Genomic DNA, 14001 nt, shown 5'->3' with positions numbered 1-14001 from the left:
AGGCCCGTCAGGCCCTCAGGCCCAAAAACATCACCTAACCCTTTGATGACATTGAAACCGAAGCCCCCTGACCCCGCTTTCAGTCGCGCCCAACGGCCACCGCCACTAAGCCCGTCGGGCCCAAACACAGCGACGAGGGGCTGACATGCGCGACGGGCCCGAAGGCCCGCCTGGTCGATGATCCTGAGAATGGGGTGCGGGGTCATTTGGACCATGACGTCCATCCGTTGCCCTTGTCGTTGGTTTCGGCCTCGCGCATGCGTTGGCCGAAGTCTTCGCTAAGCCTTATCCCGCGATAGCCGGTGACGCCCGACTTGCCGGGCGCAAAGGTCTTTTGGGTCTCTGGGTGCCGCCAGCTGTCCGCCTTTCCCTTGAGGCGGTTGGACACGGTCCTGCCGCCCCATCGCGTCTCCCCACGCTCCTCCATCCAGAAGTTGAAGGCCTCGATCAGCTCGCGGGCTGTCATGAAGTCGCCCTCGTAGCCGGTGACCGTGGTGGCATCGGCCAGGAAGCTCCCGACCGGGTCACTGTCCTTGCGATAGTCCTCCGTTGCGGCCAAGACCTCGTCCGGCTCCTGGAGGCCGCCATCGAGGAAGTCGAGCAGGCCCTGCACCATCCAGTTGAAGATGCCGGCCCGCTCCTCCCACAGGATCGCGTCCAGGTCTTTCTTCGGGATCCGCTTGTGCTCGGGGATCTGGATCGGGAACTTGACCAGCATCAGACGCCGCCAGATCCCGTCGTCACCGCCGCGAATGTCGGGCAGGTGGTTGCCGCTGATCGTCAGCTTGAAATAGGGCTGCACCACGATCATGCCGGAGAACAGATCCCGGATCATCATCGGCTCACCCCCGGTCAGCGCCTTGATCAGCGCTTCCTGGAGGCGCTCACCCTCTTCGGGCTCGGAGGTCCGGACGCTGCGGGCACCGATCAGGGGGATCATGTCGGGCTGCGAGTCCGAGCCGGACTTCTTGTTCTTGCCGGTCAGGCTCTCGATCTTCGCCGTCGCCGAATAGTCGCCCATGATGCGTGAGACGATGTCCACCAGGACCGATTTGCCGTTTGCGCCGGCCCCGTGGAAGAAGGCCAGCTTCTGGACGGGGATGCCGCTCATGGAGAGGCCGAACCAACGCTGCAGGAACCGCCGAACGTCGATGTTCGGCTGGATCTGCAACAGGAAGTCGTCAAAGCGCGGGCAGGTCGCAGCGGGGTCGTAATCCACCGGCATCAGCTTGCTCAGCATGTGGGCGCGGTCGTGTGGCATCAATTTGACCGCGGGCTTCGGGCCCATGCCCAGATCGCCAGTTGGGTCGATGTAGAAGCGCAGCGTCCCCGTCAGCGTGTTCACCACCAGGTCATCCTGATCCAGATCGTCGACGGTGATCGAGCGCATGACCGAGGCCTCGGCCGCCATGTTCGTCATCGGCCCCGAGTTGCCGGCGTTCTTGGCATGGGTGATGCGGCGACCGATGGCCGTCTTATGACCCTTGAGGGCGGTCTCGATATTGCGGAGGCGCCCGGCGATGTTGCCCAGCTCTCCAAGCAGGGCCTCGTCGGCCGCATATCCCGCGGTGCTCTCGATCTCGGCGCGGCGCTTGATCAGCTGGAACTCCTCCTCCAGCAGTTTGCGATCGCGAGGCGAGGGCAGGATGAAGTCGATCTCCTGCTCGATCAGCGCCGACATCTGCTGGGCCATGATGCGGATTCGCGGCGACAGCCCCTTGGTGATCTCGGCGTCCTTGCGCCAGCGCATCCCGTCCCAGATATGCCAGCCGACCTGCGAGACGTAATGAACGTCCTGGCCGAAATGCACCACGAAGCGACGGGCATTCCCGATGTCGTTAAGGGGCTCGGCGGCGGCGACCGCAACGGGGTCGGGGGTCTCGCCGTCGTCCTGACCATCGCGATCGTCCGGCGGGGGCGGCGGCGGCAGATAGCCCTCGGGATAGCTGTCGGCTGGATCGTCGCCATAGGCATCCTGCGGCAGATCCATGCCGTCAGGCAGATCGACCTCCTCTTCCGCAGCCATGGCAGCCCGGACCTTCTCGATACCGTCGTCGGTCATCTGTCATCCTTTCGCCGTGCGACGTCTTGTGCGCCCATCAGCAGGTCGTTCATGTCGATGCCCTCGCCCGGGTGGACGATGGCGGCGGTCAGGCCGGGACGCAGCGCCATGGCGCGGCGAAGGCCGGAAAGGAGTTTGGCGCGGGTCAGCTTCGGATCGCTGTCGCCGTCCTGGACGAAGACCAGGCGCTTGATCCAAGCGGGCGGCACGAATGCATCGAGGTCAGCCAGATCCGGGATGCCGGCGTACTTGAGGCCGGGTCCCAGCTTGCGCGCGCCGGCCATGTTGCCGAGGTCGACCCCGGCCCAGTACGCAGCTCCGGCGGCATGGGCGGCGGCGACCATCGCCGACAGCGTCGTCTCGATGCCTTCGGCCATGACCAGGCAGGTGGCATCGCGCGGGGTGAAGATGCGGATCGCGCCGCCCTTCTTCGACCCGTAAACCTTCTTCGACGGCACCAGCTCGCCCGGCTTGGCCGGGTTCATGACCACCACCTTGCCCTTGGGCTGGTCGAGGTCGATCCACGTCCGATGCACGCCCGTCAGGGTGCCGTCCGGACCAAGGATCGCGGCCAGCATGGCCGGGCCCTCATGGACGGTGACAAACTCACCCCGGCGGCCTTCACCCGGCACTACGAGTCGGGCGCCGGGCTCGAAACGGAAACAGCGCGGCAGCTGCGCACCGGAACGTGGGCGGATGCCGCGCCGAGCAAGATAATCCACGACAGCGGTGCCATCGGCCGGGCCTGCCTGATCCCAGATCTTGCGGGCCTGGGCGATGGCATCGGCGCGGCGGCGGGCGGCGTCGGCCTCGCGCGCACGGCGATGCTCTTCGGCCTTGCGTTCCTGCGCGGCCAGTTGCTGCGGCGTGAGTTCCTGCCTGGGCCCGACGAGCCAGTCCAGCGCGGCCGGGAAGTCTAGGCCCAGCACCAGTTGCACCAAGGCGATTTGGTCGCCCTTGGCATCACAGCGACGACAGAAGATCACGTCCTTGCGCGTATTGATCGAAAAGCGGTCCTTGCCCCCGCAGCCGGGGCAGGGACCGATCAGCTCGCCGCCGGTGCGCACCAGGCCGCCGATGGCCAGCCGATCAACCAGCTCCAGCATCGGCACTTGATGCGCCATGGCGATTCGCGGATCTTCACGCACGGGTCTGCGCCTCGTGGTCGACCAGCCAGCGCAGCGCGCGCAGCAGATCGGCCTGACCGTCCAGCAGGATATGGCCGTGTCGATCGGTCAGGTCCGCGAACAGCATCGCCTTCCAGCGCCCGGTCACGGCCGCAGGTTCGCAGCCCAGCTGGTCGGCAATCTTGGCCAAGGCGCGGCGGGTTGCCAAGCCCTCGGCGAGGAACAGGTCATCGGCGGCGGTAAAGCTGCCGCGCGGCAGGGTCAGCACGTGCGACAGGATACGGATTTGCCGCCCGGGCTGATTCTCGGCGATGGCGGCCTGCAGGGTGGCGCGGATGCGCGCCTGCTTCGGATCCGCGCCCTGGGGCGTTGGCTCCGGTGCCGTGGCAGGTTTCGGTGCGGGTGACGAGGGCAAAGGCGCGGCAGGCGCGATCCTCGGGGCAGCGTGTGGCGCGACTGTCGGGGTCGGCATGACCACCGGGGGTGTCGGGAATGCCTTGGCTTTGGCCGGGGGCGTGCACTTCGCGTCGGTCGAGGCCTTGGGCCTGCGCGCCGGGGCAGTCTTGGCGGGGTCGGCCTTCTTGAACCGGCCCTTGGGACGGCCGGGCACCGTGATCGGCCCGGTACCGCGAACGCCATATCGCTTGATGGCAATCTGGGTTGCGGCCACAGGGCGCCCGAGGATGCGAGCGACCTCGGAGGGTCCCTTGCCGCCCGTCAGCAGCTCACGCGCCTGCTGCAGCTCTTCCAGCGTCCAAGGCAGGCCTTTCTTGTTGATCGCGCCCGGCGCCGGCGCGACGGCGGCGCCGGGCGCGGTGATCGCGGTCGCCGGTGCGACGGCGATCGTAGGCGCCGGGGCGGTCGAGGCCGGTGCGGTGCGCGACATATACACCGCCAGGTCCACGAAGCTGGCGGGCCGGATCGGGTCAGGCAAGCGAGCCGCCAGGTCGCGCAGAAGCGCCAGCGGGATCAGGTCAGCGCGGCTCATTTCACACCCCGCGCAGCGTCCCAGTGCGCGCCGAGCGCCCACCGGTCAAAATCGTTCATGGCGGCCGCGATCAGGTGCACCGTGCCGCGATGGATCGCAGGCGTCCGGCCGACTTGGGCTGCCGCCTGAATCAACGGAAGCATCGCCCCATCGCGCGTAGCCTGTTCGGCACATTTGGCGACGATGTCGGCCAGCATCGCATGCTCGCCCGGATCGGGGGTCAGCGGCGGGCGCGACAGCACGGCCAGGCCGTGGATCAGCGCACGATCGAACTGCGTCAGCTTCATGGATCAACCCTCGATATCGGCGCGCAAGACAGACGCGGGCCAGGTTGCGCGCCGGACAGCATCGAACAGCACGTCGCCCGCTTGCTGCAGGGCGGACGGGTCGCGCTTGGCGCAGGGAAAGCGGTCGGCGAAATCTGTCAGCGCGACGCGCAGCGGATCCTCGACCCCAAAGCTTTTGTTCACCGCCATCACGGCCAAGCGCAGGGAGTTCACGTCCGGCGTGGCCAGCTTGGCGCGCATGGCGACGCCAAGGGTGATCTGCATCGCGGCAATCCTGTGATTGGTGGTGGGCATTGCAGCCTCCGGCTCTGGGATGAACCGGGGCGCCCGCAGGGAGGACGAGTGGCGGGCGCCCCGGAAGCCGCGCGTGAGGGACCGCGCGGATGAGGATGAAAAGGACGCGGCGGTCAGGCCGCCGCGCCAGGTGCCGGATCCGGACAGGCGGATGCGGAGTAATGGTGCCCTGCCGCCTTCTGGCAGCTCTCGGCCGGGCCAGCCGCAGGTTCCACAATCCCGGTCGTTCCCACATTCACCCGAAGGCGGCCGGAATAGTGGCTTGGGCGGGGGGTCTCACCCCTGGACGGGCCGTGCTTCCTGCCCATCTCTCCCGCCTTCGGGTGTCCTGGGGACCCGATCTGCATGTCAGCCCGCCATGATCTCGGCATAGCGGGGCAGGGTCCGCGTCGCGTGGTCGACATGGTGCCCATAGGGGGCATTCAGGGCGTCGAACCAGTTGCATGCGGTCTGAAAGGTAACGCCGAAATGGACGGCGCAGGCCTCGCGGCTGGAGAAGCTGGCAATCATCAGAAGCGACCAGTTGCGGCCAAAGACCGCACGGTCGGCACCATGATGAACGTGGGCGCGACGGGCCGCCTGGTGCCTACGCCCGCGCCCCTCAAGGAGGTTGGGCTGGGACATTTGACGGCGCGACGCATCAGGCTGCGTCCGACGAAGCATCGGGTTGGGACAGGTCATGAGAGTTCTCTTGGTTGGAAGAGGGGGAGGTTCGACACGGATCGGAATGGTCCGCGCCGGAAGAGTCCCAAGATTGGACTGGAACACGGCCGCCGGTGACACGTGCAATGGCGAACGCTAGGTCCAGACTTGGGCGAGCTACCCCTCGCACAAGCTTGCTGATAGTAGCTTGCGTCACCCCTACGGATGCCGCGAAGTCATCTTGCCGAATTTCGGCCTCAGCGAGATATGTGAGAAGTGTGCTCATGCCCCACTTATCACTGACAGGAATATTATCGTCAAGAATAATTATTCCTGAGACGCGTTTGCAGCTATCACTCAAGCGTATGACAATGTCGACATGAACCTGAAAAGCATGCGTCTCAGCCGCGGACTGAGCCAAAAAGAGCTGGCTGACATGGCCGGCGTCCAGCAAGCCATGATCTCGAAGGTCGAGGCGGGTTACGACGGCGTGACCTTGCGGGTACTCCGGTCATTAGCCTCTGCGCTGGATGTTGAGGTGTATGACCTCCTAGCCGATGACCGCGCTACCGCCGAGCGTGAGCTTGTTAAGGCGTTCCGCGGTCTTTCTGCGGATCGGCAGAAAGGTTGGTTGGAGCTTGCGGCCGCGCTTGTTCAGCCTGGCCCTCAGCCATAGCCAAGAAAGATCGAAACTCTTCGTCGCTCATCTGGCGAAGTAATGCCGCGAATCGATCCTCTGCTGTCACTCATACCCCCTAGAACATAATGAGAACATCATGCAGCACCGCAACCGTGCGGTGCAAGTGCATGAGGTGCAATTGCCTCCAACGATCCTAACCAAGCGGTTCGGAAATTCCCATCAGGAATTTTAAGGATTGACAGGAATATTCCTGACATTCATTTTCAGTCCCATCGAAACCCGATGGAGACCCCGGCCATGCGCCCCGTCCACAGCAATACCGTTTCTCTGCCCGTGACGCCCGCTGCTGTCGCTGACGCGATGGCGGTGCTGTCGACCCCTGACCTCGCCTCCCGCCTGCCGGAGAGCATTCGGCGCATGGCGTGGAACGTTGCCATGAGCAGCATGGGCTTCCGCGTCACGCAGCGGCGCCATGCGGCCAACCTTCATCGGGGGCCGCAATGACCGCCGATCAGAAGCCGCTCAGCCTGGCCGATGCTGAGATGATCAGGCGGACACGGCACTTGGGGTGGGACAGCGGAACCTATGCCGAGGCGCAGGATCTGCGCCTTGCAGCCATGCGCGAGGGACTTTCGCCACAAGCTTTTGACCAGGACGCCCCGGAATACCGCGCAGCCATCCGACGCGCCCACCTGGTGGGTCTCGCGGGCGGACTGGTGCTTGCCTTTGTCTGCCTCGTGATCGGCATCGCTCTCTACGACGCCATCAACACCAACTGGCCGGTGGCCTGCGACGGCACCGCCGCGCTGCCCAGCTGCGCGGCCCGCATCATTGGAGCACTGACATGACCCGCCTCACGCAAGAACTGCGCGACGAGATCACCAGCGCCATGCTGGGCATCGTCGAACGCTTCGACGTCGACCCGATTGACATGCCGCCGCTGGCACATGCCGCCGCGGCCGAGTGCTGCCGTATCGTCGAGGCACTGGACCGGGGCAGGGCGGTCATCGCGAGCCACCTGCCGCCGAACTAGAAGGATGTCAGCCAGGCGATCACTGTCGTCGCCAGCGACGAGGCCCACCAGTGGGACAAGGTCCGGAGAATGGCGCTGCCGGAAGGGGCTCGGCTGTGACCGTGATCAAGAACCTCCCTGTACAGCAGGAAATCCTCGGAAAGCTGCTGACCGACCACCTGAAGGCAGCAATGGCCGCACAGACGCAGCCGGTCACAAGGGTGCTCAAATGACCCAGCCCGTCATCCACCGCGGCATCACGATCCGGCAGTTCGACGTGCCGTGCACGCCCTACGTCTGGACCCATGACGAAACCGACGGTCACGGCACCGCAGAAACTTTGGACCAGGCGCGTTCGCAGATCGACGCGCACCTGGCGAAGCAGGAGGCAGCATGACCAGCCCTCGCACCATGGCCCTGGCAGCCATCATTCACTACGACTGCACGACCCACACCTGGGCGCGCACGTCGGCCGAGGTTGCTGCAGACCTCGTGGCCCGCTACCCCGCGCCGCGCGAGTGGGGCGTCACTGCCCGCCACGTCGCCCGCGTCGCCCGAGAGAAAGGCTGGAGCAACCGCCTGCGCGGCAGTGGCACCCCGGTCATGCAGGGCACCCCCAAGACGTTCAGCATGGACGACGAGCTGGCCGCGATGGACGGCGGGCGCGGCGTTGACGGGGAGGAGCTGGTGGCATGAGTGACAAGATCTCAATTCGTGACACCATCGCCGATCTACGCCAGCGAGTTGTGAGCCTGCCGAAGATCGACACCCGCAACGGCGGCGACATCATGGACCAGCACCGGGCCCACCGCGCCGCGGCCGAGCAGCTGGGCCGCTACCTGAGCGAGACCTATGGCGCGCGCATCAGCCTGCGCCCGGAAAACAACCGCATCACCATGCACCGCATCACCTCGACTAGCACGGCCGGGCTGCACGGGGCATTTACTAACTGGATCGCTGCGGCCGAGCGGCGCGGGGCATCGGTCGGACTGACCGATCGCCAGCTGCGTGACCAGATCACCGGTGGGAGCGCATGACCACCGTCCTGCACCAGTTCAACGACCTGCGGCCCTTCGGCGGCTTCGACATGATTATGGCCGATCCGCCCTGGCGGTATGAGATGCGGTCGGAGAAAGGCGAGACGCGGTCCCCTCAGGCCAAGTACGCCTGCATGACGATCGACGAGATCGCCGCACTGCCCGTCGCGGCATTGGCCGCGCCAAACTGCCTACTGTGGCTGTGGGGCTTAAACACGATGCTTCCTCAGGCCTTGGCAGTGACCGAGGCCTGGGGCTTCGAATACAAGACGTCGGGTCACTGGGTGAAGACGACGGTGAACGGTAAGCTGAATATGGGCATGGGCTACATCCTGCGCGGCGCCGGCGAGCCGTTCTTAATCGGCACGCGCGGTGCGCCGAAGACGACTAGCTCCACCAGGTCCGTCATCATGGGCCAGATCCGCGAGCATAGCCGCAAGCCGGAGGAGGCCTTCGTCGAAGCAGAGAAGCTGATGCCCGACGCGCGCCGCATCGAGGTGTTCAGCCGGCAGCGACGGGCAGGGTGGGCGAACTGGGGACACGAGTCCGAGAAATTCGAGGAGGCAAGCTGATGCCACCGCTTTTATGGACGCCGGACGAAGCTGCCGCCTATCTAAAGGTCTCCCAAAAGACATTACAGCGGCTTCGGAATAGAGGTCTCCCATACGTCATGATCTCCAGCGGCACGATCAGGTACCGCCCGGACGATCTCACCACATTCATCGAGGACCGCGTCCAGCAATGCCCTACCGCCCGAAAGGCTCGCGCTTCTGGCACTTCGACTTCCAAATCCGGGGTCGTCGATTTCACGGCAGTTGCGGCACGGATGACTACGAGGAAGCGAAAGCAGTAGAGGCCGCCGAACGCGTTAAGGCGCGTGCTGCGCCCGAGATCACAAAACGCTTCACCCTGTCCCAAGCGCTCGGAACATACTGGACGGACATTTGCCAGCACCAGTCTAGTGCCAGCACGGCGCGCAGCCAGAGCGCGATGATCCTTAGTGTGATGGACGGGAAGGCGGCAATGGCCGACATCACCAATGCCGACATCATGAAGTTCGTCGCACGCCGGCGCGCGGTAGCCGCGAACGCAACGGTCAATCGCCAGCTACAGCTCCTTGGGCGCGCATTTCGCCACATGGCACGGGTGCACGGCGCCGAAATGCCGAACATCGATCTTCGGCGCGCAGAGAGCGCCGAGCCTGACGAGAGGGTCCGGGAACTGACGCAAGCCGAGCAGGCACGCCTCTTCGAGCATCTAAGATCGGACCTCAAGCCGTTCGTGACATTCGCCCTGCTGACCGGTGCACGCTTGGCGACGGTGTGTGATCTGAAATGGGCAGACATCGACCACCACGAACGCCGCATTCTCTTCCGGGTGAAAGGCGGCAAGCAAATGCGGTTCCCGCTCAGCCGGGAGGTCGCGGCGCTGCTGTCGGCGCTGCCGCGAGCCACGTTGCCGGATCACCGTGACTATGTTTTCACCTACGAGGACCAGTTGCGGAAGGATCGGCCGCGCAAGCGTATCGTCGGCAGCGGCGGGATGATGCAGGACTTTCGAGAAGCTCTTGCAGCGGCAGAGATACGGGATTTCCGGTTCCATGACCTACGCCACACGTTTGCGACGCGGCTGCTGCGGCAGACCGGGAACCTGAAACTGGTCAGCCGCCTCCTCGGCCACGCCGACGTGACAACGACGACGCGATATGCCCATGTACTGGACCAAGATCTGGCCGAGGCGCTAGACGGCTACAGTGTCCTCGGCGGGACCGAATCCCGAAGAAATTCCCGAAGCGGCAGAAAAAGGTAATAAGAAACAATGTCGCAAGAGAATGACATCGGGCTTCCCAAGCTTACGACGAGGGTTCGATTCCCTTCACCCGCTCCACTTCCCGATCTGTATCTGATGCGCCATGGCGAGACGCTGTGGAACGTCGAAGGCCGCCTGCAGGGCCGCGGCAATTCCCCCTTGTCCGACCGTGGGATACGTCAGGCCGGATGGCTGGCGCATCTGACGCGCGGGATCGACGGCTTTCGCGTCTCCAGCCCGCTTGGACGGGCCGACCAGACGGCGCGGATCGTGTTCGGCGACAGGTTCCGGCATGATGCGCGCCTCTCCGAAATCTGCGTGGGTGAATTTGTGGGGCACCTGGAGCGTGATCTGCGCCGCAGCCATCCCGACCTGTTCCGAGGTGGCGACTTGGCGTGGTACGACCGCTGCCCGGGCGGCGAAGGGTTCGCCGCACTGGAGGTACGGTGCCGGGCATTCCTGATGAACCTGACCGGCCCCACGCTGGTCGTGACCCATGGCATCACCCTGCGCATGCTGCGATGCCTTGCCTTGGGCCAAGCCCCCGCACATCTGGCCCAGGGGGTGATTCACCAAGGTGGAATCCACATGATCCGCAACGGTGCGGAAACCGTCATGCGCCACGTGGATGATGTCTGATCCGCCCTTGCCAAGCGGTACCCAAATCGGTTTTATGCGCGGCGAGCTTGGCCCGTTAGCTCAGTGGTAGAGCGTCCCGTTTACACCGGGCCGGTCGGGAGTTCGAATCTCTCACGGGCCACCATGCATCATTTCCGACATCACGACAGCATGGCCCCAAAATGGGACATTGGCACTATTCTGTTGAAAAATGCCACATTGGCCATCGAAACGGAACTGATGGAAAATGGCGGAGAGGGTGGGATTCGAACCCACGGAACCCTTGCAGGCTCAACGGTTTTCGAGACCGCCCCGTTCGACCACTCCGGCACCTCTCCGCGCTTCTTGGTGTGGTGTCGCGGAATTAGAGGGGTGGGGGTTGAAGCGCAAGAGGGTTTGGACGAAAAAATCTCGACCGTCGAAATTTTTCGCGAAAGGTGCGGGACATGCTGACCATTCTGGGATTGCTTGCCGTTCTGGCACCTCCTGTACCTGCAGTGCCGCCGCCTGCGGACATCCATCTGGTGCAGATGCAGCAGGACCCGGCCGACCGCATGTGGCGCACCCTGGACCTAGCCGCGCTGATGCCGATCCTGCAGGAGGAGGCCGTGACCGAGGCCGCCCGGATGGAGGGTGAGGGGCTGATCGCCGGGGGCGGCCTGCCATGGGCCCGTGTCGTCGCGCGAATCCACGACACCCCGCGGATGGAGGCGCTGTTCCGGGCAGGCGTCCGCGACGCCGCCGCGCGCATGGACCCGCAGCTGGTGGATCGGGCACTGGCCTTTCACGGGTCTGGCCTGGGCCAGCGGGTCATCCGCCTGGAAGGGTCCGCGCGGCGCGCCCTGCTGGAGGACGGGGTGGAGGATCAGGCACGGGCGGACTTTGCGCGCGCCCTGCGCAACGGTAATCCGCGTGCGGAACAGATCGTCCAGTTGATCGACGGGGCAGACCTGATCGCACCCAATGTCGCGGGTGGCCTGAACGCGGCCATCGCCTTTTCCCGCGGCTATGCCGAAGGGGGCGGGTTCGACATGGCCCCGGATCAACAGCAGCTGATGGCCGATGCCTGGGCGCAGCGCGACCAGATCGAGGCGGAGGCGACGGTCTGGCTGCAGGGTTTCCTGATGCTGGCCTATGGCCCGCTGAGCGACGCCGAACTTGCGGATTATGCCCAGCACGCCGCATCGGCCGAGGGGCAGGCGCTGTCGCAGCTGCTGTTTGCGGGGTTCGACCGGGTTTTCGGACAGACCTCGTATGACATGGGCATGGCCGCGGCGCTTCGCGGTCAGGGACAGCAGCTTTGATCGTCGTCGTCGGCGCATTGGCGCAGCCGCAGCTGCGCGCGGTGCTGGGCCTTGACGGAACGCCCGTCGAGGTACCGGGTGTCCTGACCGGCGGCCACCGGGCGGGGGTCGTGCTTGACGGCTGGCCCGCGCTGCTGCCTGCGCCGGGGTCGGTCCCGGGGTTGGCCATACAGCCGACGCCGCAGCTGGATCGCTATGCCGCGGTGATGGGCCTGACGGTGCAGGAGGTGGGCGGGATGCAGGTCATGGGCATCGGACCCGGACCCGCCGCGGATCACGCGCCGATCGTCGACCGTGACGCGATCGCCGCCGAAATCGCAGTCCAGATCCTGCAGGCACCCGAAGGGACCGGGGCAGACCTGCTGGCATGGCGGCTGCCGATGATGGGGATCTGGGCGGGCAGCCGGCTGCGCGCCCGCGCATCGGCGCCGTCGGGGCAGGGAAACGTCCCGCAGCGTCCGGCCGATGCGTTGCGCGTTCAGCAGCGCAGTCAGCCGTTCCTGGGGTTCTTCGGGGTCGAGCGGCAGGTGCTGACCCATGCCCTGCATCAGGGCGGCGAGACCGCCCCCATGACCCGCGAGGCGTTCCTGTCGGGCGATGCTGCCGTCATGCTGCCTTGGGACCCTGTCCGCGACCGTGTTCTGGTGATCGAGCAGTTCCGCATGGCCCCCGCCCTTCGCGGCGATCCGCAGCCATGGCTGCTGGAGCCGGTCGCGGGTCGCGTGGACGCCGGTGAGACCCCCGAGGCCGCGATCCTGCGCGAGGCGCAGGAGGAAGCGGGGCTGCAAGTCACGCGGCTGATCCCGGCCTTCAACACCTATCCCAGCCCCGGCGCGCTGTGCGAGTTTCTGTATCACTATGTCGGCATCGCGGACTTGCCGGACGGCTGCGCCGGTGTCTACGGGCTGGATTCAGAGGCGGAGGATATTTGCGGCCACCTGATGGACCGCGAAACGCTGTCCGCGCTGGTGGATGCGGGACAGATCGCCAATGGGCCGCTGGCCACCCTGTCCCTGTGGCTGGACGCGCGGCGGGACCGGCTGCGGGCGCAGGTCTGAGGGGCAGGGCGGGGTTGCCCCTCCAACCCGGGGGCGTATAGGTAAATGGAAAGTCCTGCACCTGTGAACAAAGGGTCGATCGCCATGCGAATCCATTCTGATCTGGCCGACGCGATCGGCAACACCCCGTTGATCCGCCTGAAACGCGCCAGCGAGGAGACCGGCTGCGAGATCCTCGGCAAGGCCGAATTCATGAACCCCGGCCAGTCGGTCAAGGACCGCGCGGCGCTGTACATCATCAAGGATGCGGTCGCGCGCGGCGCGCTGCGCCCCGGCGGCACCATCGTCGAGGGGACGGCCGGCAATACCGGCATCGGCCTGGCGCTGGTCGGCGCATCGATGGGGTTCAAGTCGGTGATCGTCATCCCCGAGACCCAAAGCCAGGAAAAGAAGGACATGCTGCGGCTGGCCGGCGCGACCCTGGTCGAGGTTCCGGCCGCCCCCTACAAGAACCCCAACAACTATGTCCGATATTCCGGCCGTCTGGCCGAGGCGCTGGCGCGCACCGAGCCGAACGGGGCCATCTGGGCCAACCAGTTCGACAACGTGGCCAACCGCCAGGCCCATGTCGAGACGACCGGACCCGAGATCTGGGACCAGACCGACGGCAAGGTCGACGGGTTCATCTGCGCGGTGGGCTCCGGCGGCACGCTGGCGGGCGTCGCGGACGCGCTGCAGCCCAAGGGCGTCAAGATCGGCCTTGCCGATCCCGAAGGCGCGGCCCTGCATTCGTTCTACACCACCGGAGAGTTCGACAGCCCCGGCAGTTCGATCACCGAAGGCATCGGCCAAGGCCGCATCACGGCCAACCTGGAGGGGTTCACCCCCGATTACAGCTGGCGCATCCCCGACGAGGAAGCGCTGCCCATCGTCTTCGACCTGCTGAAGGACGAGGGGCTGTGCCTGGGCGGATCGTCCGGCATCAACATCGCGGGCGCCATCCGCATGGCGCGCGAGATGGGGCCGGGCCATACGATCGTCACCATCCTGTGCGATTACGGAACCCGCTATCAGACAAAGCTGTTCAACCCCGACTTTCTGCGCGCCAAGGGCCTTCCCGTACCGGAATGGCTGACCCGTCCGGCGCCGGATCTGCCGCAGGTATACGAAGACTGAAAGGTTT

At 65.6% G+C, this 14001-nt stretch carries 19 protein-coding genes and 2 tRNA genes; 14 read left to right on the top strand and 7 right to left on the bottom strand.

Annotated features, from left to right (window positions below; genetic code table 11):
• Positions 1 to 202: 202 nt before the first annotated feature.
• The 6 genes from TW83_RS00190 to TW83_RS20345 all read right to left on the bottom strand — a co-directional run bounded on the left by TW83_RS00190 (position 203) and on the right by TW83_RS20345 (position 5382).
• Positions 203 to 2062 carry a DNA primase family protein gene (locus TW83_RS00190; RefSeq protein WP_045980750.1) on the bottom strand — a complete coding sequence of 620 codons (1860 nt, stop codon included), beginning with the start codon at positions 2060 to 2062 and terminating at the stop codon, positions 203 to 205.
• Complete coding sequence (locus TW83_RS00185; protein ID WP_239441251.1) at positions 2059 to 3210, bottom strand: primase-helicase zinc-binding domain-containing protein; 1152 nt, start codon at positions 3208 to 3210, stop codon at positions 2059 to 2061. Before TW83_RS00185 ends, TW83_RS00190 begins: the two co-directional genes overlap by 4 nt.
• On the bottom strand, positions 3203 to 4177 hold the full coding sequence (locus TW83_RS00180; RefSeq protein WP_045980748.1) for a hypothetical protein: 975 nt from the start codon (positions 4175 to 4177) through the stop codon (positions 3203 to 3205). The genes TW83_RS00185 and TW83_RS00180 overlap by 8 nt, the downstream gene beginning before the upstream one ends.
• On the bottom strand, positions 4174 to 4464 hold the full coding sequence (locus TW83_RS00175; protein ID WP_045980747.1) for a hypothetical protein: 291 nt from the start codon (positions 4462 to 4464) through the stop codon (positions 4174 to 4176). The genes TW83_RS00180 and TW83_RS00175 overlap by 4 nt, the downstream gene beginning before the upstream one ends.
• A 3-nt stretch (positions 4465 to 4467) precedes the next feature.
• Positions 4468 to 4728 carry a hypothetical protein gene (locus TW83_RS00170; RefSeq protein WP_045980746.1) on the bottom strand — a complete coding sequence of 87 codons (261 nt, stop codon included), beginning with the start codon at positions 4726 to 4728 and terminating at the stop codon, positions 4468 to 4470.
• A gap of 378 nt (positions 4729 to 5106) precedes the next feature.
• Positions 5107 to 5382 (bottom strand): hypothetical protein, encoded by a 276-nt coding sequence (locus tag TW83_RS20345; RefSeq protein WP_157001267.1) that lies wholly within the window; start codon positions 5380 to 5382, stop codon positions 5107 to 5109.
• Positions 5383 to 5779: 397 nt separating this feature from the next.
• Between TW83_RS20345 and TW83_RS19550 the strand changes: the two genes are divergently transcribed.
• The 11 genes from TW83_RS19550 (at position 5780) to TW83_RS00115 (ending at position 10661) form a co-directional block, all read left to right on the top strand.
• Positions 5780 to 6076: a helix-turn-helix transcriptional regulator gene (locus TW83_RS19550; RefSeq protein WP_084697136.1), complete on the top strand. Its 297-nt coding sequence runs from the start codon at positions 5780 to 5782 to the stop codon at positions 6074 to 6076.
• A gap of 261 nt (positions 6077 to 6337) precedes the next feature.
• Positions 6338 to 6544: a hypothetical protein gene (locus TW83_RS00155; protein ID WP_157001265.1), complete on the top strand. Its 207-nt coding sequence runs from the start codon at positions 6338 to 6340 to the stop codon at positions 6542 to 6544.
• Positions 6541 to 6888 (top strand): hypothetical protein, encoded by a 348-nt coding sequence (locus TW83_RS00150; protein ID WP_045980743.1) that lies wholly within the window; start codon positions 6541 to 6543, stop codon positions 6886 to 6888. The genes TW83_RS00155 and TW83_RS00150 overlap by 4 nt, the downstream gene beginning before the upstream one ends.
• Entirely contained in the window at positions 6885 to 7073 is a 189-nt protein-coding gene (locus TW83_RS00145) for a hypothetical protein (protein ID WP_045980742.1), read from the top strand. The genes TW83_RS00150 and TW83_RS00145 overlap by 4 nt, the downstream gene beginning before the upstream one ends.
• A gap of 208 nt (positions 7074 to 7281) precedes the next feature.
• On the top strand, positions 7282 to 7449 hold the full coding sequence (locus TW83_RS20340; protein WP_157001263.1) for a hypothetical protein: 168 nt from the start codon (positions 7282 to 7284) through the stop codon (positions 7447 to 7449).
• Positions 7446 to 7748: a hypothetical protein gene (locus TW83_RS00140; protein WP_045980741.1), complete on the top strand. Its 303-nt coding sequence runs from the start codon at positions 7446 to 7448 to the stop codon at positions 7746 to 7748. Before TW83_RS20340 ends, TW83_RS00140 begins: the two co-directional genes overlap by 4 nt.
• On the top strand, positions 7745 to 8089 hold the full coding sequence (locus TW83_RS00135; RefSeq protein WP_045980740.1) for a hypothetical protein: 345 nt from the start codon (positions 7745 to 7747) through the stop codon (positions 8087 to 8089). Before TW83_RS00140 ends, TW83_RS00135 begins: the two co-directional genes overlap by 4 nt.
• Positions 8086 to 8661, top strand: a complete 576-nt coding sequence (locus TW83_RS00130) for an MT-A70 family methyltransferase (RefSeq protein ID WP_045980739.1) — start codon at positions 8086 to 8088, stop codon at positions 8659 to 8661. Before TW83_RS00135 ends, TW83_RS00130 begins: the two co-directional genes overlap by 4 nt.
• Before the next feature lie 169 nt (positions 8662 to 8830).
• A complete protein-coding gene (locus TW83_RS00125) occupies positions 8831 to 9898 on the top strand; it encodes a site-specific integrase (RefSeq protein WP_045980738.1) in 1068 nt (355 codons plus the stop codon).
• Positions 9899 to 9994: 96 nt separating this feature from the next.
• Entirely contained in the window at positions 9995 to 10537 is a 543-nt protein-coding gene (locus tag TW83_RS00120) for a histidine phosphatase family protein (protein ID WP_045980737.1), read from the top strand.
• Between the two features lie 49 nt (positions 10538 to 10586).
• Positions 10587 to 10661 (top strand) — tRNA-Val (locus tag TW83_RS00115).
• Positions 10662 to 10764: 103 nt separating this feature from the next.
• Here TW83_RS00115 and TW83_RS00110 read toward each other — a convergent pair.
• Positions 10765 to 10854, bottom strand: a tRNA-Ser gene (locus TW83_RS00110).
• Between the two features lie 108 nt (positions 10855 to 10962).
• Here TW83_RS00110 and TW83_RS00105 point away from each other — a divergent pair.
• The 3 genes from TW83_RS00105 (at position 10963) to TW83_RS00095 (ending at position 13994) form a co-directional block, all read left to right on the top strand.
• Entirely contained in the window at positions 10963 to 11820 is an 858-nt protein-coding gene (locus tag TW83_RS00105; RefSeq protein ID WP_052714491.1) for a hypothetical protein, read from the top strand.
• A complete protein-coding gene (locus TW83_RS00100) occupies positions 11817 to 12878 on the top strand; it encodes an NUDIX domain-containing protein (protein ID WP_045980736.1) in 1062 nt (353 codons plus the stop codon). The genes TW83_RS00105 and TW83_RS00100 overlap by 4 nt, the downstream gene beginning before the upstream one ends.
• An 84-nt stretch (positions 12879 to 12962) precedes the next feature.
• Entirely contained in the window at positions 12963 to 13994 is a 1032-nt protein-coding gene (locus TW83_RS00095; protein ID WP_045980735.1) for a cysteine synthase A, read from the top strand.
• The last annotated feature ends 7 nt before the right edge of the window (positions 13995 to 14001 follow it).

This window comes from Paracoccus sp. S4493, assembly GCF_000967735.1.
GTDB lineage: Bacteria > Pseudomonadota > Alphaproteobacteria > Rhodobacterales > Rhodobacteraceae > Paracoccus > Paracoccus marcusii.
This window is presented reverse-complemented; position numbering and strand designations above follow the sequence as displayed.